Here is an 18635-nt window from a genome sequence, read left to right as displayed (position 1 = left end):
CAGCCGACGTCGGCTCACCGGGCCACGTCACGACCCCTCCGATCCCGGCCCGCGCCTCTCGCCGTCGCCGGAGCCGGCGGGGGACAGGGACAGTGCGCCGAACTCATTGAGGCTCAGTGCGGCGCGTACCTCGTCGAGCCGGTCGGCGAGGTCCGGCGCCTGTCTGCGTAGCCGGCCGACCTCGTCCAGGCCGGCGGCGAGCTGCCCCCACAGCACCGCACGTCCCTGCTCGAGCAGCTCGACCGCGGTCGCCGGGTCGCCCGCGTGCACCGCGGCCGCGGCCGCCTCGCTCGCCACCGGTGACTGGCGGAACAACGCGAGTTCACGGTCGGTGCGGGCCAGGCCCGGCCAGGCGGCTGGCGCGAGCAGCGCCGTCGCTGCCTGGTAGCCCGCCAGGGCGAGCGGCCAGTCTCCTGCCACGGCAGCCAGTTCACCCCACTGCCGCGCGCAGCCGAGCCGGTCATCGACGTGAGCGAGGTCGGCGGCGGCTCCCCGGCGCAGCGCCGCCAGCGCGGCGGTGAGGTCTGCCTCCTGCCGTGTCGCAGCCCAGCGCACGGCGTGGGCCATGCCCAGGTTCAGCAGGACGCCCGCCGCGAGCACCCGTTCACCGTCGCCGCCTGGGCGCGCTGCAGCGGCAGCGGCGTCGATCGCCTCCGCCAGATCGGCTGGATCGCCGTCCCGGTCGTGGCGGTCCCGCAGCAGTTGGCTCAGGTTCGCCAGATACCCGGACCGGCGGGTCGGGTCGGTCGCGGCGGCCACCGCCTGGCGCATCAGGTCGACCGCCGCACCGAGGTAGCCGTCGCTACCGCGGGTCACCGTGGAGACAGCTCCGTCCTCGCCTGCCGTGGGGACATCAGGCGGCCGGCCGTCGCCGGGATCGTCCCCGGCGAGGCCCTGCGATACTCGGCTCTGCAGCGCGAGCGCCGTGTTGCAGAGCCGGCCAGCCCGGTCCGGATGACCAACTGGCGTTGCGTCCAGTGCCCGCCGGGCCGCCACGACCGCGCCGTCCAGATCGGCCCGCGCGTCGTCGGCGGAGTCAGCCAGCCGGGCTCGCAGGTCGCCCCGCATCCGCAGGATGTTGCTCAGGTTCGTGAAGTAGGTGGCGGTTTCGCTGGCGGGGTGGGCAGCGCGCAGCGCACCTGCCAGCGCCGACTGTGCCGAGAACGCCGCCGCGTCGAGGTCCCGTGCCGCGCCGTACGCTCGGTAGCGATCCTGCAGCGCCGCGGACAGGTTCGAGCGCCGCAGCGCGCCGGCGGGATCGTCCGGGGCCGTTGACGCCACCGCCGCGCGCAGCACGCCGACCGCCTCGTCGATGTCCCGCGCCGAGCCCGTCATGGTGAACCGGGTCGCCAGCGCGCTGCCCAGGTTCGACCGGGCGCTCGCCAGCTCGCCCGGCATGAGCTGCGCGCAGCCGCAGGCCCGCCGACCGTGTTCGACGGCGGTGTCAAGATCCGCAGCGAGCCCGCTGAGCGCGAATCGGAGCCACGCGACGGCGCAGAGCTTGCTTTCGCAGGTCGCGACCAGCGCGGCCGGCCCGTGGACCATGGCCCGCGCCCGCACCAGGACCGCCGTCGCCTCGTCGAGGTCCCGCCCCACGCCTCGCCGTTCGTACCGGGTGACCAGCGCGTCCGCGAGGTTCGCCAGGCAGCCGGCCAGCTCCGCCCCAGCCTCGGCGACCACCGCCGCGACGGACGTCGCGGCCACCGTCACCGCCCGGTCAAGGTCCGCGTCCGAGCCGAACCGCTCCGCCCGCAGCCGCAGGGCGATGCCCAGGTTGGACAGGCGGCCGGCGAGGTCGGCGGCATCCTCCGGTGTCTGCGCCACCACCGCCTCAAGCTGCTCGACGGCGTCCTGCAGCACGTCCGGACCGGACGAGACGAGCGCCCGCTCGAGGGCGTCCGCCGCGAGAAGCGCCCGGCCGTCGAGCACCGTCGCGCCCACGCTCGCCAGCCAGCGTTCGGGCGCCAGTTCCGGGCTGACCGGCACGAGTTCGGTCAGCAGGCGGATGGCCATGAGCCGGTCAGCCTCGTCCTGGCCGACCAGGAATCGGACGGCTCGCAGGGCCGCCACGGCGTGGACGACCTCCACCGGCGTCCCCGCATCGGCCGTCGTGCTGCGCCGCACCACCTGCTCGGCGAACTCCAGCGCGTCGTCGCCGAGCACCGCGGAGGTCTCCCCGCCGGCCGCGGCGCGCACCCGATCCCACAACGCCGCCAGCTCCGCTGTCAGAACCCCGTCCGGTTCCCCCGGCGAAGCCGCATCCGGGCCGTTCGCCAGGGATCCGGTCACCTCGTCATTGTGCGCCCACCGGCCTCGAGTCACCCCGCCGGCCGGAAAGACCGGGTGCAGGAACCTTGGCCGGGAGCAGAAACCTTGACCGGCAACATTGGCGGACCGGCCCCGAATGCCGTCGGTTCTGCGGTACTTTTCACGACCATCGGGGTAGGCGTTCGCGCCCCGGGGAGGGAAGCAGCCGTGTGGGCAGCGTTTCGGGCGCCCGCCGCGCCGGCAGGGGTCCAGGCAGCCCTGACAGTCGCGGGATGGCGGCGGGTGCTCACATCGGTGCGGATGGTGTCCGCCTACGAGGCATCGTGACGGGAGGTTCCCGCGGGCGTGACGAGGCAGATCCGCCCCGTGGTGGCGACCGGCCGAGCGCTTTCGAGGTGGGGACGGCGTACAAACACGCCTACTTCATGTTCCTCGACGCCTCGGGCTACTCGACCGTCGTCGCAGCGAATCCGCTGGACCGGGCCGGCGAAGCGTTCAACCTGTTCCATCAGCGTGCGGTCGACCGGGTGACCCGGACCGCGCGCTCCCACCGCTGCGAACGGGCCGAGTTGTGGCAGTGGCACGGCGACGGTGGCTTCTTCATCATCCATGACGACGACGAGAGCATCGCCCGCGACGTCGCCCTCACCAGCGCCGACACCTTTCTCGATCTCGACCTCTCCCATCTGCGGGACGAGTTCGCGCAGATCGGCGTCGCCGGCGAACTACACGTCCGGATGGCGATCCACCGCGGCGTCTTTCATTATCTTGGCGACCATCACCAGCGGTCGATCCACTCGGCCGACGTCAACTTCGCCGCGCATTTAGAGAAGGCCGCGCCCCGAGACTGCCTGGTCATCTCCGAGGAGGTGCACCGGGTAGCCGGTCAGCATGCGGACCGCTTTGTTCCGGTGGGCCGGCACGAGGGCCGCAACGTGTTCCTGCTATCCACCTCGGGCAATCCAGCGGACGCGCGCCGATCCTGGCTGACGCGGCACGGACCGCTCGGCTGGTCCGCGGCGCATGTCTTCCACGAACGTCCGAGTCAGCAGACGAAAGCGGAGCTTGTCCTCGCCGCGAGCAGGTATGTGTTGGACGTCGGAACCGCGCTCAACACGTTCTCGAGATATCTCACCACCACCGAACGGCCTGCCTGGTACCGGGACGCCCTGCTGGAATTCCTGCGCCGAGGCGGCCGGTACGACTGTGTCCTGCTCGATCCGGAGTCCCGCATGGCCAACGATTTGAGCGCTCAGCGCGGTGAGGACGTCCCTGCGAAGATCAAGCGGTCCGTCGACCGCCTCGCCGCATTCCGGGAACTCCACCCAGCCGCCGCCGACAGCCTGCGGGTCCACTTCACCGGGGTCCATGCCGGGATGCACGCGCTTGCCCTCGACCCCGACACACCCGACGGCCTGATCATGTACTCGCCGTACGTCGGTGACGCGCTACCCGCCCCCGCCCGCCTGCAACGCGGTGATATGCCGCACTACCTGGTCACCGTCGGATCCGGCTCGATCTACGCCTCGGTCTACCGGGTCGTGCGGGAATGCGCGGCGCCCGCAGTCCTGCGTCGGGTGCTGTGAGGAGTTCTCCCCACGCCCCGCCGTCGACGGTGCTCACGCAGACCCGGAGATCTCCGCATTGCGGAGGATCTCCACGGCGAGCAGAACGAGCGCGGTGACCTCGACGATGGACACCCCGCGCAGTGGCCAGGAGACCCGCGTGGCCGATGCCCAGAAGATCACGACGGCCCCGACTCCCGACCAACAGAACAGCAGGACATCAATGGTGACCTGGGCAATCTTGCGGCGCCGTCGCGCACCGTCGCTGCGATGCTCCGTCTCCCAGCCCAGCATCTCGCGCCCCGTCGCGGCCGCGAGCTGTGGTCCCAGCCCGCGGCGCAGATAACGGCTGATCGCTGACACCTTCTGGTCGTTGACCAGATACGTCCAGCCGAGCACCAGACACGCCGGTGGCAGCAACAGCAGTGCCGGTAGCCGACCCGCACCCCCGCCCAGCACGATCGCGGCCACGCCCCCGTAGACCGCGAGGGTGGCGTACACCAGATTGTCCCGGACCCCGATCCGTCCGAGTTGTTCCTCCTTCAGCCGCTCGTACTCGACCAGGTCGATGTCGATTCCCGTCACCGGCTCGCCCACGCGCATCCCCACCTCACGTGCACCCGACCGTCCCTCAGACCAGACCAGACCAGACCCAGACCCAGGCCCAGGTCCGCAACCGCCGCCGCATCAGTCACGCCTACACCGTCAACGGCTATAGAAAGCTACCGCCTTCTCTGTCGGCAAATACCAGACCAGGATGGGATCAGCTCGAACGGCACCTGTCTGTCACCCAAGCTGCACCACGAACCTCGACGGCGCCGCCGGGCCTGGACGCAGCCAACGAATACTTACCGCGGATTACTGATTTTCGCTGGTGTTTCGTTTCCGCGCGCTTCGGTGCGACCCAGGCGGCGGCGCACCACTCGGCGGCCCAGGTCCAGCACTGAGGGATCGTCGTACATCACGAAACTCGTGTCGGCCGCCAGGAGCGTGCCGTTGAGTTCCAGGGCGAGCGCTGCCGGGTCCTCGTCGGGTGGCAGTTGCTGGAGTCCGACCGCTGTTCGCACGAACTCGCGGATGAGCTGAATAAATCCGGAGTGGAACTCGGCGACCTTCTCCTGCACGGGTCCGCGGTGCGTTCCCATCTCCAGGGCGGCGCCCGCGAAGAAGCACCCGCCGGGGAAGACTCGCCGTTCGAGATGATCGAAGTAGGCGTCGCAGAACGCGAGGAGCTGGGGCACACCCGGGTCGGCCGTCAGCGCGGGCTCGATGACCTCTGACCGGAAGATGGCGCCGGCCGCCTCCACGGTGGCGAGCTGCAGGTCCTGCTTGGAGTCGAAGTGGGCGTAGACGCCGCCCTTGCTCATGCCGAGGTCCTTGGCGAGGTTGCCGATGCTCAGGCCCTCGAGGCCGTCGACGGTCGACAGCCGCACCGCCGCGTCGAGGATCGCGGTGCGGGTGCGTTCCCCGTCGGCCCGTCGCTGGCGCGCGTGCACTGCCCTCTCCGCCATGACCCACATCCTAGTTGACGGGCAGAACGATCGTTCGTACTATCGGCTACTAAGAACGAACGATCGTTCTCAAACTCTCGGAAAGAAGGTTCGCCGATGGCGAGCAAGGCAGTCATCAGCCTGACCACGGGTCTCGAGGACCTCGAGAAGGTCACCGTCGCGTTTCTGGTTGCGGTCGGGGCCGCGGAGACCGGGAAGGAGACGCTCATGTTCCTGACCCAGGAGGCGGTCCGGCTCGCGCTGCCCGGCGACGCGAAGGGCGAGGGCTGCGTCGGCTGCCCACCGCTGGAGTCGCTCATCGAGCGATACCGGGTCGCCGGCGGCCGCTACTTCGTCTGTCCGATCTGCGTCGACGCCCGCAAGATCGACGCCAGCCTGCTGATCGAGGGCGCGGAGCTGAACGGCACGATCCCGATGTGGAACTGGATCGGCGACGACGGCGCGACGACCTTCAGCTACTGAGCAGCGCCGCCAGCGAGCAGCGCCGCCAGCTACTGAGCAGCGCCGCTCGATTGCGCCGACGGCGGACCCGCGGGCGTGGTGCCTGCCGGTGCGTAAGGCTCGGCTCATGACGCCGACACAGCCCGCGGATCTCGCCGGTCTTGGGCGGGCCGAGGACCTGCTGCAGTCCGTGGTCACCGCCAACGACGCCGTGGGGCTCGCCGAAGTGCTGCACGACGATCTCGTCGCCCACGGGTACGACGGTCTGCTCCACGGAAAGGCCGAGGACGTCGCCGGCTATGCGTCGGGCGACTTCGCCGTGCTCTCGTACCTCGAGCTGCGCCGGCAGTCCCTGCTCCACGGTGGGACGGGAGTCACCTTCGTACGTGCCGCGATCACCGCCCGCAGCAGCGGCGAAAACGTCTCCGTCGTCATGGACTACACCCGCACCTGGGTACACGACGACGGTCGCTGGCAGGTCATCGCGGCCCACCTCTCCCTCGCGCCGCAATGACCGAGCCATCACCCGGCGCGAGGTATCAGTGACCGAGGACGCGGCGCAGGACCTGGTCGGCGCGTTTCCAGGCTTCGGGCGGGACGGCACCGAGTCTGTGTGACAGGCCAGATGTCGGCATCCACGCCACGAGCTCGGGCAGCACCGTGCCCGAAACGGGAACCGTGATCCCGACGTCGACGGCGTAGTCGTCGAACGGCAGCGGCTCGCCCGGCACGACGGGGCAGACCACGACCCGGCCGGTGTTGGCGTTGTTGTACATGTCCGCGGACACGATCAGCGCGTGCGCGGGAGCGTCGGCCCGCGCCCACACCTCACCCTGCCGCACGGCGTCGCAGTTCCTCGAGCCGGGCGAACTCGCCGTTCAGGTACTCGGTGGTGATCCCCAGGGCGGCGTTGCGTTCCTGCTGGTGGGCGAAGCGCCGCGTCCAGACGGCCTCGGCCAGCGTCCTGTCGACCCAGGCCGACAGGGTGAGCCCGGCCGCGGCGGCCTCGGCCCGCGCGGCCTCCAGCGTCTCCGCTCGCACCGACACGCTCATACTGGGCATGGGACGGATCGTACGACGCCGCCTCACATGGCGGCGGGCGGCACGCCCGCGACATCACCGGGACCTGATCCCAGGCGAACGACCCGCCCGCCAGTACGACCCGAGGCGTACAACCTGGGGTGTGGTCCCCCGCCGGCTGCCGGTGCTGTGGGCGAAGGTGGTGGTCTTCGCGGTCGCGAGCTTCGGGCTGATGGTGGTGGCCAACCTGATCGCGTTCACCGTCGGCCAGAAGATGCTGTCCTCGCGGCACATCGACGTGGCGCTGTCCGACCCGGGGGCGCTGCGAGCGGTGCTGGGGACGGCGTTGTTCGTGACCGCAATCGGTGTCCTCGGGCTCGCGCTGGGCACCCTGCTGCGCACCCCGGCCGCGATCGCCGTCCGTGACGATCGCCCTGGCCGACGGCGCGCAGTTCGCGCTGACCAGCTCGGCGCCGCGGGCCGAGCAGGCGATCGCGCAGGTGTCGCGGACCGGGCGGGAGGCCCTGGCGGAAATGCGCCGTCTGCTGGGAGTGCTCCGCGAGGACGGCGCCGCGGACGGCACCGCGCCCCAGCCCGGGCTGACCGACCTCGAAGCCCTGATCGACCAGGTCCGGCAGGCCGGCCTGCCGGTGCGCCTCACCATCAGTGGAAAGCCGCTCGACCTGCCGGCCGGAGTCCAGCTCACCCGTCTTCCGACTGGTCCAGGAGGCACTCACCAACACCCTCAAGCACGCCGGGCGCCCATCACCCGGCAGGTGCGGTCAGCTCCGACGGGGGAATCCAGCCTCGACGCCGTCCAACGGCCCTGTCCGGACGGAATCGGAGCGCTACGGTGTGATCCGCTTCGGCGAGGTGGTCAGTCGAGTTCGGCGACCGCGGTGCGCAGCTGATCCAGGGCTGTACAGGCCAGTTCGCCCAGCTCCTGGTCATTGTCGCTCGCTACCCAGGTGGCGTAGGCCTCCTTGAACGCGAGCATGCCCAACTCGGCCGCCAGGGTGGCCACCAGGTGTGGCACGCCACGGGCGCGCAGAGCGCCTGCCATGGCCGCGGTGAGACCAACCTGCTTGAGCGCGTCGCGTTCCTGGAGCTCGGCGCTGGTCGCGATGACGGCACGCAGCCGAGGCCCAAGCTCGCGATTGAACGGCGTCATCACCCCGGCAGCGCGCTCCAGCCCGGCGGCCACCGCAGTCAGGGGACTGGCATGAACGGGTGCCGCGGCGATGCCTTCGGCGAACAGCCGCGCCAATGTCTCCTGGCCGGCCGCCAGCAGCTCCCGCTTGTCGGGGAAGTGCCGGAAGAAGGTGCTCTTGGTCAGACCCGCGCGATCGGCGATCTCGGCGACGGTGGTGTTGTCGTAGCCCCGCTCCGAGAACAGGTGCAGCGCGGCGGCCACCAGCCGCTCGCGCGCATCGGGTTCCCATCGGGGCACCAGCCCATCGTAGCGATGGGACTGTTGTCCCGTCACCCTGCTACGGTGACGGGACAACAGTCGCATCATCTGGGGAGTTCGCATGCGCGTCTTCGTCACCGGTGCCAGCGGCGGGATCGGCTCCGCAGTCGTCCCCGAACTCATCGCCGCGGGCCACGAGGTGCTCGGCCTGGCTCGCTCCGAGGCCTCGGCGCGGGCTGTCACCGCCGCCGGCGCCACTGCGCTACGCGGTGATCTCGACGCCCCTGAGAGCCTGCGCGCCGGCGCCGCACAGTCCGACGGGGTGATCCACCTTGCCTTCGGCAACGACTTCACCAATTTCGGGAAGTCGGTCGCCGAGGAGACCCGCGCCCTCGAGACCTTCGGCGCCGCGCTCGCCGGGAGCGGCAAGCCATTGGTCATTGCTTCCGGCACACCCGCCGTGCCCGGACGGGCCTCGACTGAACAGGATCCTTCGCCTACGGACGGTCCCGTGGGCGGTCGCGGCCGCAACGCCCTGACCGTGCTGGACCTCGCCGACAAGGGCGTCCGCTCCGTCGTCGTCCGCCTTCCCCGGTCGGTCCACGCCCGAGGCGAGCGTTTCGGATTCGCCTCGGTGCTCATCGAGGCAGCGCGACGCACCGGGGCGTCCGCCTATGTCGGCGATGGCAGCCAGCGCTGGCCAGCCGTCCATCGCCTCGACGCCGCCCAGCTCTTCCGGCTGACTCTGGAACAGGCCACGCCCGGCACGGTGGCTCACGCCGTCGCCGATCAGGGCGACACCATGCGCGCCATCGCCGAGACCATCGGCCGCCACCTGGGCCTGCCCACGAAGGCCGTTCCGGCAGAGAACTTCGGATTCCTCGGCGGCATCTTCGGCGTCGACCAGCCAGCGTCGAGCGCGTGGACCCGAGAGCGGTTCAGCTGGCAGCCCACTCATCCGAGCCTGCTCGAAGACCTCGAAGCGGGAAACTATCCGACCTGAGGCGAGTGACGCCGAGGCGATTGGCACCGAGGCGATTGACGTCGAGGCGATTGACCCGCCTCCCCGCTAGCCCAGCCAGCGGCCGAAGGGCTGCATCGTGTGGTGGGCGGCCATGGCGGAGCCGGCGGGGCCCATCAGGGCCTTGTAGCGCGCCCACCGGCGGTGGAACAGGACGACGAGTTCGGCGTCGTGGCGTCCCTCGTCGGCCAGAACGAAGTTCTCCAGCGCCGCCTCGCACTCGTCCCAACTCTTCGGCGCGTGGCCGACGAGGCGGGCGAGGTCCTCCCGGTCGGCCTCGGTGACGGCCGCGCCGATCTGGTCGGCGCGTTCGAGGTGGCGGGCCAGGCGGAAGGCGATGCGAACCTGGTAGGCGACGTACGGATCCTCGACCGAGATCGACCGCAGCGAGCGGGACAGGTGCTGGTGCGGGATGGAGACGGGGGAGGCGACCGGCTCGGGGATCTCCACGGGTTCGAGGTCGATCCCGAGGTACTCGGCCAGGGTCTCGACGGCGTGCAGGTTCGTCTCGCTGACCCACTGCGCGTAGGTCATGTAGTCGGTGTCGAGGATCGGACGGGCCAGCGGGCCGTGGAAGGACAGCTGGTTGGTGAGGGTGAAGAACAGGTGGTGCCACTGGATGGCCGCGAGGTCGACGGGCCGGCCGGTCAGCTCGGCGTACCGGTCGTACAGCGTGGTGAACTCGCCGTAGGGGATGACGGTGTCGCGCATCCGCCAGGCGGCGAGGTCCATCATCGGGTCGCCGATGTGGCCGATTTCGACGTCGACGAGGGCCACGAGGTGGCCGTCGGCGTGGTGGAACTGGCCGGAGTCCCAGACGATGGGCGCCTCGCGGTCGGACGCGGGCAGCGGGTGGCGGCGCAGCCAGCCGAGGACGAATTCCATCAGCGGGTCGGGGCGCACCTTGCTCGTCCGGTAGTGCTGCTCGAACCGGCGTACTCCGATCATCGCGGAGTCGGCCGCCGACGTCCCGGAGATGACCCCGGCAGCCTTGAACGGCCCGACCGGGAGCTGGTGCATCCGCGCCAGTGCCTGCAGATACTCGTCGACCACCGTGCGGCGCTGCTCGTCGGTGGTGCCGGCGAAGTCGGGGCGGCCGGGGACGGCGGCCATCGCGTACGCCCTCGGTTCGTCGCACCAGCCGTGCACGTGCGGGACCGGGATACCGTGCTCGTCGAGAAGTCGCTGGAACAGCATCTCGTGTTCGAGCGGGAGGATCAGAGCCGTGTCGGACCGTTCGCCGCGCACGACGACGCGTTCGGTGGCGCCGCCGCGGTCGATGTCGACGAACCACATGGGCCGCCACCTCGGCTGCCGCTCCCACGAGACGACCCGGCCGCCGAGCAGGGACTCCAGCCAGGCGATGACGCGGTCGTCGTCCTTTAACTCCGTGTCGCGGGCATCCGATGCAGCCATGATCATTCCTCCGGCGTCCAGCAGTCCTCGGCTCGGCTCCCCTCACCCTCGCACGGGCGGCCGCGACGAGCGAGGCATCAAAGCCACGACGATGCGCGTTACCGGCGGTCGTCGCCGAGGTGGGCGGGTGGCAGGCCGCGGGCGGCCACCTCGGCGCGGACGGCCGGGATGATGTCGCGGGCCACGACCTCCTGTTCGGCGACGGTCGGGATGGCCAGCAGCAGCGCGGTGAAGCCGACCCCCACGATCTGCAGGAGCTGGTCGATCACCTCCTGGACGCCGCCGGTCACCGCGCCCGAGTCCGGCTGCGCCGGCGCCCCGACACGCACGATCACGTTGCAGGCGCAGGTGATCGCGGCGGGATCGCGGCCTGCGTCGCGGGCGGCCGTCAGCACCGACTGGCGCATCCGGCGGGCGCCCTCGAGGCCGATCCGGCCCACGGATGGCAGCCAGCCGTCGGCGAGCTCACCGGTCAGCGCGAGCGCCCGCGGTCCGTACGAGCCGAGCCAGATCGGGATCGGATGGTCGGGGCGAGGCTCGATGCGGGCGTCGTCGACGGAGAACTCGCGGCCGCGCACGGTGGTCGACTCGTTCGCCCAGAGTCCGCGGATGATCCCGATGGCCTCGCGCTGGCCGGTGATCTTCTGCCCGGGGGTCCGGTCGGGCAGGCCGAAGGCGCGGAACTCCTCGTCGTAGCCGCCCCCGCCCAGGCCGAGGACGAACCGGCCGCCGGAGAGCCGGTCCAGCGTCTCGGCCGTCTTCGCGACCACCGCCGGCGCCCGGTAGGGCAGCCCCAGGACGTTCGTGGCCAGCTCGATGCGGCGGGTCTGGCCGGCCAGCCAGCTCAGGGCGACCAGCGGCTCGACGGTCTGGCGCCGGCTGTGCAGGTGGTCGCTCAGGCTGAACAGGTCGTAACCGAGCTCGTCGGCGCTCTGGGCGAGGTCCAGGGTCTGCGACGCGGACAGCCCGCTCACCGCACCGCCGGCGCCGAACACCAGCCGGGACCCGTCCAGGCCGCTCACCTGGTACCGCCGCGGGCGGCGGCCGGGATGATCGCTGTGGTTGGTGGGGTCAACGCCAGTCCTTCGATGGATGTGGTCGGCCCGCAGGCGCAGCAGGAACCGCAAGGCAGCTTAGTTTGGATCACCTATAGTACGTATCACGAATTAAAAAGGTCGGCAATACAAACTGTCGGCGGTACAGTGTTCGCACGGCGGCGCGAGGGGAGATCCGCGGTGGGCGCGACGTTCACGACTCCGGTGGCCCTGGTGCGGCTGTCCTACCTGGTCAACTCGATCTATGCCGACGTCTGTGCCGGTCGCGGGCTGTCCGTGCCGCAGGCCCAGCTGATGTGCGTCCTCAAGGACCAGTCCCGCGGCATGAGTGAGATCAGCGTGATGCTGCGGCTGGACAAGTCCAGCGTCACCGGCCTGGTCGAGCGGGTGGAGCGCCGCGGCTACCTGCGGCGCGCCATGTCGGCGACCGACCGGCGCGCCATCACCGTCGCCCTCACCCCGGACGGCAAGCGGCTCACCGACGCCTTCTACGACGAGGTCAGCCAGCGGCTGGCCGACCTCGTCGCCCCCGTCCCGGCCGCCGATCGGGATCAGCTGGCCCGCATCGCCACCGAGATCGTGGTCGACGAGGGTGTTCCCGACGTGTTCGGTGCCCTCGTTTCCTGAGCGGAGCAGGTCCTCCGACCCGCGCGGGTCGTCTCCGCGTGCCGTGAGCCGGCCACCGGCTCACGGGGCGGTGCCGATCAGAAGCGGCAGCGCAGGGGGGCGGTGAAGGTCGGGGGCGGGGCGGCGAGGGCGGCGCGGATCGAGCGTTCGAGCACCGAGTAATCGGCGTCGTCCGCACGGTCGAGGCGCAGGGGAGCGCGCAGCCCTGCCTCGGTGTTGCTGATGAACCTGGGTGATCCGGTTCGTTTGAACCCGCGGGTGTGGAACAGGAACGGGTGGGCGAGGACCACGTCCCCGGCCGCTCCGGTCAACTCGGTGAAGGTACCGATGGGCTCGGCGAGGACGGCGTCGAACAGCTCCAGGTGAGTCAGGCCGCCGGGATGCTCGGCGAGCACTCGCGCGGTGCGGCGGTGGGATCCCTCCGCCACCAGCGTCGCGCCGCCGCCCGGCTCGACGTCCGAGAACAGGCCGATGACCAGCAGACCCTGCCGGGACGCGTCGAGGGTGTGCCGGAACCAGTTGCCGTCGACGTGCCAGCCGGCGGTCGGCACCGCACGCGGGTCGCCGGCGCCGTGACTGAAGTTCACCGGCCAGAACCCCCAGCCGCGCTCGCCGCGCCACCGGCCGGGACCGACGAGTTCCTCGATCGCGTGGGCGAGCGGGTCGGTGAAGCAGGCGAGCACCTCCGGCACCGCAAGCCGCTCCTCGATGTCGTAGCCCGGCGGCCAGGTGCTCGGGTCGTCCTCGCGGATGCCGGCCTTCTGCGTCATCCGCCGCCAGACCGCCCCACGGGCCGCGGCCGCCTGGGTGGCGGTGAACGCCGCCCGCAGCACGCAGAAGCCGCGTTCGACGAACGCGTCGCGATCCGCCGCCGTCAGCACCGCCATCCGACTGCTCCCCTTCCCCGGTCCGGGCAGCTTCACCAGCGGATCAGCTTCGCCAGTGGAGCAGTTTCACCAGTAGAGCAGCCAGGAGTCGCCGCTCCAGATGCCGTGCCCCTGGAGGGTCAGCCGCTCGTCCCCCGGACGCACCGACACCGACGGGGCGATCTGGTGCAGCAGCAGCCCGGAGTGCACGACGAGCTCACCGGGGCTGTACGGCACGTACTGAAGCGGGTGGAAGCGGCGCAGGTCGCCGACACTGTCGATCAGATCCCGCCGCATCGCCGACAGGAACGTGGCGTGGCTGACCGGCCAGGTGTTGAGCCCGCCGCCGGCTGCGGGCACCCGCAGCGGCAGGGTGAACGAGAACACCCGACTGGCGTCGACCTCACCGGGCCAGTCGAAGAGCCGGTACTGGAGGTCGAAGTGCACGGATGCGCGTGGGCGGGTGAACACGGCCTCGGTGAACCACACGTGAAACCCGGGCAGCGCATACCGCTCGGTGTAGCGGACCGGGGCGTCGAGGATGTCGACGAGTGCGGCCCCGAGCCGGTTGTAGAGCCAGCCGAACCGATCCCAGAGCAGCGGCCGGTGCCGCGCGGCGCGATCGTGGTAGTCGCCCGCCTGCGAGTTCGGCGTGAGATCGAGGTAACTGGGCGTGCCGAGGGTGTGGAAGCCGGCACCTCGCTCGATCCAGCTCGGCCGCTCCCGGTACACCGCGTCCCGGACCTCCTCGGCCTCCTGCACCGACAGCAGCCGCACGGTCGAGATGTCCGGTCGAGCCGTGGACCTGGCCGCGGTCGTCCCCGCGGCTGTGGTCGTGGTCGTGGCCGTCGTCGTGATCGTGGTCATCCCATCCTCCTCGCAACGGGTCCGGTGGCTGTCGTCGTGGCAGGTGCGGCGTGGTCGACGGCCGGCTGGTCGACGGTGGGCTGGTCGACGGTGGGCCGGTCGACGGTGGGCCGGGTGATGGCGGGTTCGGAGACGGCTGGGCGGCGGGTGAGCAGGTCGACCAAGGAGGCGGTGACGGCGCCGCCGGCCCGGCGGTCGTACCAGTCGTAGCCGGGCATCGGGTTCGCCTCCAGCACCCAGTACCGGTCCCCGTCGACACGCAGGTCCCAGCCGGCGAGCAGCAGGCCGGACTCGGCGGTCGCGGCGACGAGCAGCCTCACCAGGGCGCCGGGCAGGTCGACGTCGCGGAACTCGAGGTCGGCGGCGTCGAGTTCGCGGTAGTCGACCGCCGCGGCGCCCTGGCCGTCCCCGTCGGGGCGTCGTCGAACGATCTGCTGGGCGTGGACGGCACCACCGCAGATGTGGACGCGGACGTCCACTCCCGCCACGTACCGCTGGAGGTGCACCGGGCCCCGCCCGGTGGTGAAGCCGGCGGCCACGGTGAACTCCGCCGGGTCGACGCGTCGGGTTCGGGCGCGCACTCCCGACAGCGGCTTGACGATCGTCGGTCCGGCCGCGGCGAACGTCCGCAGCCGCTCGCCGTCGGAGCTGGTCAGACTCTCCGGTACCGAGAAGCCCGCCCGGGCGAGTCGAGCCTCGTGCAGCGGCTTCGTGCCGTTGTCCGCCCAGGCGCTCGGCCGGTTGGCGACGGGCCCCGGCACGTGGTCGAGCCACGCTGCCAGAGCGCCGACGAGCGCGCGCCACCGGGCCGCCAGCCGCGGGACGGCTTCCAGGCTGGACAGGTCGGCGAGCCGAACGAAGTACCCGCCCGCCGGGTCCAGGTCGACCGCCTGCTGGCCGGTGACGAGCCGACTGGCTCCGTCGTCCGGAATCGCCAGCCGCCAGTCGCCGGTGCGCACGACGTCGGCGAGGTCGATCGCGACGACGCCGGCCCCGTGCCGGCCCGTCGCGTCGAGGAAGTGCCGCCAGGTGCCGTCCGAGCCCAGCCCGATCGCGTAGATCGGCGCGGTGCCGTGGACGGGTGGGCCGTCACCTGCGCCGCGCGGCGGCTCGGCCCGGCTGTCTGAACTCTCCACCTCAGGCCGCCGATCCGGGGAACAGGACCGCGAGCAGATGCGGACCGAGGCCGAGCCAGGTCATGCGAACCATGTCGAGCCCCGGGAACGGGTCGACGTCGACGAGGTGGGCGCTGGCCCCGTCGTCGCCGACCCGCCAGATCAGGGCGGCGAGGGTGAGCCCGAGGCGTTCGACCACCGCCAGGCTGCGGCCGGGCAGGTCGAGGTCGTCGATCTCGGCGGTCGTGCATCGCCAGGCGGCCCCGGCGAGGACCACCACGACCTCAAAGACCGGGTCGGCCGCCGACCACCGTGCCCGGAACGGACCGCCGGCCGCGGGCGGCTGCGGCCAGCGCGTCGTCTGCCGGGTGACGGTGTCCTGCACCCACCACGCCTCGTCGGTCTGGCGCGCGGGGTCGGGGTAGGTCGAGGAGAAGACCTCGACCGAACTCACCGGTTGCCCGGCCGCCAGGTCGGTGCGGGCCGCCGAGCCGGAGACGGCGGTGCCGAATGCGACGACGGACGGCCGGTTCACGACGGGCAGGTCGGTAAGGGCGGCCGCAGCCCACAGCTGGGCGACGCACTCCTGGTACTGGAACTGCGCGTCGTGGCGCGCACCGGCGCTGACGACCGGGGGCGGGGGAATCCGCAACAACATCGGCACTCGGGGCGTCACGAGGGCGGACCCGCCCGACACCGCGACGGTGAACAGTTGCGCCGCGTGGAAGGGGTCGAGGACGACGGCACGCCGGCCGACCTCGTCCAGGTACTCGGCCACGAAAGAGGCGACCGCGTCGTCGGGCTCGGCGACGATCAGCAGGTCGTCCTCGGTCAGCGCGGACGTGAGGCCAGTCGTGGTCGATGGCGTGGGCGTGGGCGTGGTCGATGGCGTGGGTGTGGTCCGGGCTGTCGGCGGGTGGGAGGCGGTCGCCGCGGCGTCGGTCTCGGTGGTCATCGTGGCGTTCGCTCAGATCACCACGCCGGACAGCCGCAGGTAGCGGTTGATCCGGGAGGCGCGGAGCGTGGCGGCGACGTCCTCGGGATCGTGGCCGGTGCGGCCGGTCGCCGCCGCCCGTGCCCACTCGGCGTCATCGGGGTGACCGTCCGCCGGGTTCCCGTCCTTCGTGCGCCGGTCAGGCGGGTACTCGGCGCCGGGCGGGCCGACGGGTGAGCCGCTGGGCGTGTCGTTCGGGAAGCGCGTGGTGGGCACGCCAACGCCCGGATCCGCCCGATCCCACCGGTCTTTACCGTCTTTGGTATCTTTTGTGTCTTTTCCGTAATCCTTGGTGTCCTTGAATTCCTTCCCGTCCTTCAGGTCCTTCAGGTCCTTGCCGTCCTTGAGATCCTTCCATTCCTTGCTGTCCTTCCCCTCCTTGCCGTCCTTACTGTCCTTGCTGTCTTTGCCGTCCTTCCCGTCCTTGCCGTCCTTGCCTTCTTTGAAGTCCTTGAACTTGCCGGACGGGCTCCTGGCGAAGGTGCCGGGCAGCCCGGCGGTCAGCAGTTCGGCCGAGGTCTCCTCCGGCGACTCGGTCGAGTCCTTCTGCAGCCGTGACCACAGCACTGCCATCACGTTGCGACGGTCGTCAGCCGTCAGGAACGGCATCACGCGACCTTCGTCGATGGACCAGGGCATCGGCGCCAACCTCCTTGTCGTTGCTGCTGCTGTGTCATGAGCTGGCGCTGTGTCGTGAGGTGCTGCTGTGCCGTGAGCTGGTGCGAGATGGTCGATGCCGAGGGGCGGCGTACCGGCGGAAACCGTCGGCAACGACGGGCGGGGCGGGGTTCCGACGAGGGCGCGGGAGCTGGCCGAGGGGAGTGTGGGCAGGCCCTCGGCGACCGGCGCAACGGTGCGCACCGTCCAGGATTCCCAGGTGCCTTCGGCGGTTCGCCGGGCGGGTGGAACAGGAGATGGTCGAAGACCCGGACGGAGTCGAATCTCGCGGACTCCGCCCGCCGCGCGAGATCTCGCACGTCGAGGTAGGACGGCGGTTTCCAGGGATATTCGATACTGGCAGCACCACGCCGATCTGCACCGTGGCCCCCCTGAAGCTCGGCCGGCCGTGGCGGCGGCCTCCACGATCTCCATCGTAACTAGCAGCGGCTTCGTTTTTCGAGCGTTGGCGAACGTTTGCCCAGTCGCCGGCGGCCGCGTGCAGGCGCTGGCCGGGAAAGCGGGAAACTGCGGGACGGCGTTCGCCGGTCCGGTGGTCTCCGATTCACGGGACGCCATCCCCGACGTGTACGAATCTCGGCGCGGGCCACCGTCACACGCTGGGGGAATCCGAACGGCTTCGCCGCCGCTGTCGATTTCCCGGGGTGCCGGCCGGATCGAGGGGCGGGGGCTCCGAGAACCAGGGGGCAAACCTCTCATATCCTCTCATCAGGTACCCCGGGCTGTTGTTGCCGATCGGGGCGGACGAACGTAGTGGAGGCAGCGGTGAGCGCGGAGATCGGCACGGATCCGCAACCGTCCGAGGGCTCGGGCGAAACGCCGTGGTGGCGGTCCATGGCCGACGCCCCGAAGCCGGTGGACCTGCGGGTGGACCTGCCGCATCCGGCTCGGATGTACGACTACTACCTGGGCGGGAAGGACAACTTCCCCGCCGATCGGGAGGCCGCCGAGCAGGCCCGGGCCGTCGCGCCGAACGCGAGCATCGCCGCCCGCGCCAACCGGGCGTTCATGGCCCGGGCGGTGCGCCACCTGGCCGGTGCGGCCGGCATCGACCAGTTCCTCGACATCGGCACGGGGATCCCGACCAGCCCGAACCTGCACGAGATCGCTCAGCAGGCCGTCGAGGGCGCGCGGGTCGTCTACGTGGACAACGATCCGATCGTGCTCAGCCATGCCCGCGCGCTGCTCACCGGCACCCCGGCGGGGCGGACCGCCTACCTCGACGCCGACGTGCGGGACGTCAAGCGGATCCTGACCGCCCCGGAGGTCACGGACACCCTCGACCTGTCCCGCCCGGTGGCGCTGTCGCTGCTCGCGGTGGGCCACTTCCTGCCCGACTCCGACGACCCGGGCGGCATTGTTCGCCGGTACGTCGAGGCCCTGCCGGCCGGCAGCTACCTCGTCCTGTCCCATCTGACGCCCGACCACGACCCATCGATCGAGGCCGGCGCCAGGGCCTACCGTGCGCGTGGGATCCCGCTGCGGCCCCGGACGCGTGCCGAGGTCGAGGCGCTGTTCGGCGGCCTGGAGCTGCTCGACCCGGGGCTGGTCTCCGTGCACCGCTGGCGGCCCGACGTCGCCGTGCCGATCGACCTGACCGACGCGCAGGTCAGTGCCTACGGGGCCATCGGCCGCAAGCGGTAGACCGGGCCAGCGGTCAGCAGGGACGCAGTGCGGTCAGGCCGAAGCCACGGGGGAGGGGACGGCCTGAGGGGGCGGTCGCGGCGACCGGGAGGCTGCCGCGCGGCGGGGCGGCGCCGGTGAGCACGGCGGCCAGGGC

General features: G+C 71.2%; 21 protein-coding genes. 7 read left to right on the top strand and 14 right to left on the bottom strand.

Annotated features, from left to right (window positions below; translation table 11 throughout):
* Nucleotides 1-27: 27 nt before the first annotated feature.
* Entirely contained in the window at nucleotides 28-2289 is a 2262-nt protein-coding gene (locus ND748_RS04975) for a hypothetical protein (RefSeq protein ID WP_251744392.1), read from the bottom strand.
* A 302-nt stretch (nucleotides 2290-2591) separates the two neighbouring features.
* Between ND748_RS04975 and ND748_RS04970 the strand changes: the two genes are divergently transcribed.
* A complete protein-coding gene (locus ND748_RS04970) occupies nucleotides 2592-3854 on the top strand; it encodes a hypothetical protein (protein ID WP_251744390.1) in 1263 nt (420 codons plus the stop codon).
* 33 nt (nucleotides 3855-3887) lie between these two features.
* Here the strand turns inward: ND748_RS04970 and ND748_RS04965 are convergent, their stop codons facing one another.
* Both ND748_RS04965 and ND748_RS04960 read right to left on the bottom strand, forming a co-directional pair.
* A complete protein-coding gene (locus tag ND748_RS04965) occupies nucleotides 3888-4436 on the bottom strand; it encodes a hypothetical protein (RefSeq protein ID WP_251744388.1) in 549 nt (182 codons plus the stop codon).
* A 245-nt stretch (nucleotides 4437-4681) separates the two neighbouring features.
* Nucleotides 4682-5344, bottom strand: coding sequence for a TetR/AcrR family transcriptional regulator (locus ND748_RS04960; RefSeq protein ID WP_251744386.1), 663 nt, complete (start codon nucleotides 5342-5344; stop codon nucleotides 4682-4684).
* A gap of 96 nt (nucleotides 5345-5440) precedes the next feature.
* Here ND748_RS04960 and ND748_RS04955 point away from each other — a divergent pair, with 96 nt between their 5' ends.
* Together ND748_RS04955 and ND748_RS04950 are read left to right on the top strand one after the other, a co-directional pair.
* A complete protein-coding gene (locus ND748_RS04955) occupies nucleotides 5441-5806 on the top strand; it encodes a DsrE family protein (protein ID WP_251744385.1) in 366 nt (121 codons plus the stop codon).
* Between the two features lie 106 nt (nucleotides 5807-5912).
* Complete coding sequence (locus ND748_RS04950; protein ID WP_251744383.1) at nucleotides 5913-6299, top strand: nuclear transport factor 2 family protein; 387 nt, start codon at nucleotides 5913-5915, stop codon at nucleotides 6297-6299.
* 25 nt (nucleotides 6300-6324) lie between these two features.
* Here ND748_RS04950 and ND748_RS04945 read toward each other — a convergent pair whose 3' ends face one another.
* From ND748_RS04945 to ND748_RS04935, 3 genes are read right to left on the bottom strand one after another with little or no spacing between them, the layout of a single operon-like run.
* The gene (locus tag ND748_RS04945) at nucleotides 6325-6627 is read right to left on the bottom strand and encodes a type II toxin-antitoxin system PemK/MazF family toxin (protein ID WP_251744381.1); all 303 of its coding nucleotides are present in this window, start codon (nucleotides 6625-6627) and stop codon (nucleotides 6325-6327) included.
* A complete protein-coding gene (locus ND748_RS04940; protein ID WP_251744379.1) occupies nucleotides 6614-6847 on the bottom strand; it encodes a hypothetical protein in 234 nt (77 codons plus the stop codon). The genes ND748_RS04945 and ND748_RS04940 overlap by 14 nt, the downstream gene beginning before the upstream one ends.
* 54 nt (nucleotides 6848-6901) lie before the next feature.
* Nucleotides 6902-7195: a hypothetical protein gene (locus tag ND748_RS04935; protein ID WP_251744378.1), complete on the bottom strand. Its 294-nt coding sequence runs from the start codon at nucleotides 7193-7195 to the stop codon at nucleotides 6902-6904.
* A 32-nt stretch (nucleotides 7196-7227) separates the two neighbouring features.
* Between ND748_RS04935 and ND748_RS04930 the strand changes: the two genes are divergently transcribed.
* On the top strand, nucleotides 7228-7716 hold the full coding sequence (locus ND748_RS04930) for a histidine kinase (protein ID WP_251744376.1): 489 nt from the start codon (nucleotides 7228-7230) through the stop codon (nucleotides 7714-7716).
* Here the strand turns inward: ND748_RS04930 and ND748_RS04925 are convergent.
* Nucleotides 7683-8255 carry a TetR/AcrR family transcriptional regulator gene (locus tag ND748_RS04925; protein ID WP_374215849.1) on the bottom strand — a complete coding sequence of 191 codons (573 nt, stop codon included), beginning with the start codon at nucleotides 8253-8255 and terminating at the stop codon, nucleotides 7683-7685. The two genes, ND748_RS04930 and ND748_RS04925, sit on opposite strands and share 34 nt — an antisense overlap.
* An 82-nt stretch (nucleotides 8256-8337) precedes the next feature.
* On the opposite strand from ND748_RS04925, the gene ND748_RS04920 reads away from it, so the two are divergent.
* Nucleotides 8338-9219, top strand: a complete 882-nt coding sequence (locus ND748_RS04920; RefSeq protein WP_251744372.1) for an SDR family oxidoreductase — start codon at nucleotides 8338-8340, stop codon at nucleotides 9217-9219.
* Nucleotides 9220-9285: 66 nt separating this feature from the next.
* On the opposite strand, the gene ND748_RS04915 is transcribed toward ND748_RS04920, so the two are convergent.
* Together ND748_RS04915 and ND748_RS04910 are read right to left on the bottom strand one after the other, a co-directional pair.
* Entirely contained in the window at nucleotides 9286-10653 is a 1368-nt protein-coding gene (locus ND748_RS04915) for a phosphotransferase (protein WP_251744370.1), read from the bottom strand.
* A 98-nt stretch (nucleotides 10654-10751) separates the two neighbouring features.
* Nucleotides 10752-11675 carry an LLM class flavin-dependent oxidoreductase gene (locus tag ND748_RS04910; RefSeq protein WP_251744368.1) on the bottom strand — a complete coding sequence of 308 codons (924 nt, stop codon included), beginning with the start codon at nucleotides 11673-11675 and terminating at the stop codon, nucleotides 10752-10754.
* 213 nt (nucleotides 11676-11888) lie between these two features.
* Here ND748_RS04910 and ND748_RS04905 point away from each other — a divergent pair, with 213 nt between their 5' ends.
* Nucleotides 11889-12335 (top strand): MarR family transcriptional regulator, encoded by a 447-nt coding sequence (locus tag ND748_RS04905; protein ID WP_251744367.1) that lies wholly within the window; start codon nucleotides 11889-11891, stop codon nucleotides 12333-12335.
* A gap of 77 nt (nucleotides 12336-12412) precedes the next feature.
* On the opposite strand, the gene ND748_RS04900 is transcribed toward ND748_RS04905, so the two are convergent.
* The 5 genes from ND748_RS04900 to ND748_RS04880 form a co-directional block, all read right to left on the bottom strand.
* Nucleotides 12413-13222, bottom strand: coding sequence for a phytanoyl-CoA dioxygenase family protein (locus ND748_RS04900; protein ID WP_251744365.1), 810 nt, complete (start codon nucleotides 13220-13222; stop codon nucleotides 12413-12415).
* Nucleotides 13223-13288: 66 nt separating this feature from the next.
* The gene (locus ND748_RS04895; protein WP_251744364.1) at nucleotides 13289-14068 is read right to left on the bottom strand and encodes a hypothetical protein; all 780 of its coding nucleotides are present in this window, start codon (nucleotides 14066-14068) and stop codon (nucleotides 13289-13291) included.
* Entirely contained in the window at nucleotides 14065-15204 is a 1140-nt protein-coding gene (locus ND748_RS04890) for a RimK family alpha-L-glutamate ligase (protein ID WP_251744362.1), read from the bottom strand. The genes ND748_RS04895 and ND748_RS04890 overlap by 4 nt, the downstream gene beginning before the upstream one ends.
* A gap of 1 nt (nucleotide 15205) precedes the next feature.
* The gene (locus ND748_RS04885) at nucleotides 15206-16138 is read right to left on the bottom strand and encodes a hypothetical protein (protein ID WP_251744361.1); all 933 of its coding nucleotides are present in this window, start codon (nucleotides 16136-16138) and stop codon (nucleotides 15206-15208) included.
* Nucleotides 16139-16150: 12 nt separating this feature from the next.
* Entirely contained in the window at nucleotides 16151-16816 is a 666-nt protein-coding gene (locus ND748_RS04880; protein WP_251744359.1) for a hypothetical protein, read from the bottom strand.
* An 873-nt stretch (nucleotides 16817-17689) separates the two neighbouring features.
* On the opposite strand from ND748_RS04880, the gene ND748_RS04875 reads away from it, so the two are divergent.
* Nucleotides 17690-18499 carry an SAM-dependent methyltransferase gene (locus tag ND748_RS04875; protein ID WP_251744409.1) on the top strand — a complete coding sequence of 270 codons (810 nt, stop codon included), beginning with the start codon at nucleotides 17690-17692 and terminating at the stop codon, nucleotides 18497-18499.
* Nucleotides 18500-18635: the final 136 nt, after the last annotated feature.

Source organism: Frankia sp. AiPs1 (assembly GCF_023716945.1).
In the GTDB taxonomy this organism is placed as follows: domain Bacteria; phylum Actinomycetota; class Actinomycetes; order Frankiales; family Frankiaceae; genus Frankia.
The sequence above is the reverse complement of the archived record's forward strand: the minus strand, read 5'-3'. Positions and strand labels throughout refer to the sequence as shown.

Bases quoted from the DNA above. Each gene is read 5' to 3' on its own strand.
- ND748_RS04915 (WP_251744370.1), bottom strand. From the start codon at position 10,653: ATGGCTGCATCGGATGCCCGCGACACGGAGTTAAAGGACGACGACCGC.
- ND748_RS04950 (WP_251744383.1), top strand. From the start codon at position 5,913: ATGACGCCGACACAGCCCGCGGATCTCGCCGGTCTTGGGCGGGCCGAG.
- ND748_RS04960 (WP_251744386.1), bottom strand. From the start codon at position 5,344: ATGGCGGAGAGGGCAGTGCACGCGCGCCAGCGACGGGCCGACGGGGAA.
- ND748_RS04940 (WP_251744379.1), bottom strand. From the start codon at position 6,847: ATGCCCAGTATGAGCGTGTCGGTGCGAGCGGAGACGCTGGAGGCCGCG.
- ND748_RS04955 (WP_251744385.1), top strand. From the start codon at position 5,441: ATGGCGAGCAAGGCAGTCATCAGCCTGACCACGGGTCTCGAGGACCTC.
- ND748_RS04875 (WP_251744409.1), top strand. From the start codon at position 17,690: ATGGCCGACGCCCCGAAGCCGGTGGACCTGCGGGTGGACCTGCCGCAT.
- ND748_RS04920 (WP_251744372.1), top strand. From the start codon at position 8,338: ATGCGCGTCTTCGTCACCGGTGCCAGCGGCGGGATCGGCTCCGCAGTC.
- ND748_RS04895 (WP_251744364.1), bottom strand. From the start codon at position 14,068: ATGACCACGATCACGACGACGGCCACGACCACGACCACAGCCGCGGGG.
- ND748_RS04885 (WP_251744361.1), bottom strand. From the start codon at position 16,138: ATGACCACCGAGACCGACGCCGCGGCGACCGCCTCCCACCCGCCGACA.
- ND748_RS04880 (WP_251744359.1), bottom strand. From the start codon at position 16,816: ATGCCCTGGTCCATCGACGAAGGTCGCGTGATGCCGTTCCTGACGGCT.
- ND748_RS04900 (WP_251744365.1), bottom strand. From the start codon at position 13,222: ATGGCGGTGCTGACGGCGGCGGATCGCGACGCGTTCGTCGAACGCGGC.
- ND748_RS04965 (WP_251744388.1), bottom strand. From the start codon at position 4,436: ATGCGCGTGGGCGAGCCGGTGACGGGAATCGACATCGACCTGGTCGAG.